This is a genomic window from Streptomyces sp. SID14478 (genome assembly GCF_010548525.1).
Lineage (GTDB): Bacteria > Actinomycetota > Actinomycetes > Streptomycetales > Streptomycetaceae > Streptomyces.
Genome location: NZ_JAAGMG010001002.1, coordinates 1 through 2,108, shown reverse-complemented (window position 1 = coordinate 2,108; position 2,108 = coordinate 1). Strand labels below are relative to the sequence as shown.

3 protein-coding genes are annotated in these 2,108 nt (G+C 71.1%); all 3 read right to left on the bottom strand.

The annotated features are described in order from the left end of the window. On the bottom strand, positions 1–1,260 hold a 1,260-nt coding region (locus tag G3I40_RS32505), incomplete at its 3' end, for an MFS transporter (protein ID WP_164306208.1). A gap of 54 nt (positions 1,261–1,314) precedes the next feature. Then, complete coding sequence (locus G3I40_RS32500) at positions 1,315–1,770, bottom strand: MarR family transcriptional regulator (protein WP_164306207.1); 456 nt, start codon at positions 1,768–1,770, stop codon at positions 1,315–1,317. Positions 1,771–1,859: 89 nt separating this feature from the next. After that, positions 1,860–2,108 (bottom strand): DUF4232 domain-containing protein (locus tag G3I40_RS32495; RefSeq protein WP_164306206.1); only part of this gene is annotated, 249 nt, incomplete at its 5' end.

Sequence of the window (2,108 nt, the reverse complement as noted above, 5' to 3'; positions counted from 1 at the left end):
GACGACGACGGGGGCGGCGCCGCCGGGCACCGGAGCGCCGACCGGTACGAGGACGGGCGCCACCGGCTCACCCTCGGCCGGCGCCGACTCGGCCCGGCGCAGCAGCCGGTGTCCGCTGGCGAGGACCGGGACGGCGAGCAGGAACGTGGCGGCCGCGACGTAGAAGGGGACGCTGAGGTCGGTGGCGTCGGCGAGTTTTCCGGCGACGTACGGTGCGAGTCCGCCGCCGATGAAGCGCAGGAAGCCGTACGCGGAGGAGGCGACGGGCCGCTCGACCGGCGAGACGAGCATGACGGCCTGGGTGGTCAGCGTGTTGTTGATCCCGATGAAGGCGCCGCTCACGATCACCGCGACGATCACCACGGCGGGCGTGGCGACACCCGCGGCGATCACCGCCATCACGATGCCGAGGCCGAGCAGATTCGCGTACAGAACGGGCGCCGTGCCGTACCGCGCCTGCAGGCGCGGGGCGAAGAAGACGCTGAACGCGGCCACGAGCAGTCCCCACCCGGTGAAGACGAGGCCCAGATGATGGGCGTCCAGCTCCATCGGGTACGGGGCGTAGCCGAGCATCGTGAAGAAGCCCCAGTTGTAGAGCAGGGCCATGATGCCCATCGTCAACAGCCCGCGGTGGCGCAGTGCCCGCAGCGGTGCGAGGGGCGAGGTGGGTCGTGGCGGCCTCGGCATGTGCGGCACGAACGCGACGGTCGCGAGCAGGGCGATGGCCATGAGGGCCGCGACACCGAAGAACGGGCCGCGCCAGCTGATCGCCCCCAACTCCCCGCCCAGCAGCGGCCCCACGGCGATGCCGAGACCGAGCGCCGTCTCGTACAGGATGATGGCCCCGCCGAAACCGCCGCTCGCCGAGGCGACGATGACGGCCAGGGACGTGGCGATGAACAGGGCGTTGCCGAGGCCCCATCCGGCGCGGAAGCCGACGATGCCGTTGATGGAGTCCGTGGCGCCGGCCAGCGCGGCGAAGACGACGATGACCGCCAGGCCGATGACGAGGGTGCGCTTGGCGCCGAAGCGGCTGGAGAACCAGCCCACGAACAGCATCGCGACGGCTGTGACGATCAAGTAGCTGCTGAACAGCAGGGACACCTGGCTCGGCGTGGCGTGCAGGCTGTCGGCCAGGGCGGGCAGGATCGGGTCGACGAGACCGATGCCCATGAAGGAGATGACGCAGGCGAACGCGACGGCCCAGACGGCCTTCGGCTGCTTGAAGGGGCTCGCGCTCTTGGCTCGGGGTCCACTCATGTGCGGTCTCTTTCGCGACGTCGTGGGTGCGGGAGCGGGGTGGGACGTGCCGCGTCAGGGCGCCGGCCGGTCCTGGATGACACGGGAGAGTGCGGGCAGGGCGATCCGGACGGCCTGCTGTTCGGCCTCGGTCATGTCCTCGATGAGGTCCTGGAGGATCCCGGCGCGTTCGGCGCGCCGCTGCCAAAGCACCTGCGCACCGGCCTCGGTGATCTCCACGAGCACGCCCCGGCCGTCGTGTTCGTCGGCACGGCGCAGCACGAGACCGGCCCGCTCCATGCGGGTGACGAGCTGGGTCATGCCGGGTTGGGACGCGCCCTCGGCGCGGGCCAAATCCGTCAGCCGGTGCGGCCCCTCGCGACCGAGCCTGCCCAGGGCCGACGAGGCCGCCGTGCTGAGGCCTCCGGCGACGGTGCCGCGCCGGACGTGGCGGACCAACTGCTCGACGGCGCCGATCAGTTCCTCCGGTGAGACGGATACGTCGCACCGATCCATAACCCGCTTATGCATCACCGCATCATGCAAGTAGGTGTATGGAGAAACAAGATGTCGGCCCGGCAAATTTTTCCGGAATCAGGAGGGAGGCGATCCCTGCGGAGTCAGGAGGCCGACGTCTTCATCGTCGTGACCGCGAACGTGTCACCGCACACCCGTACCCGGTCGTCGCGCAGGGTCAGCGGTTCGGTGGATCCGGGCGGATAGACCTTCAGCAGGTCGTGCCGGGCCCGGCAGCCGGAGTCGCTCACGCCCTGGTTCGCCGTGTGCAGGGTGGCGTGCGCCGCGGCGCCGGGGGCAAGGGTGACCGCCGCGCCCGACGCCCCTTCGCGGGTGGCGGGCGCGCCGACCGC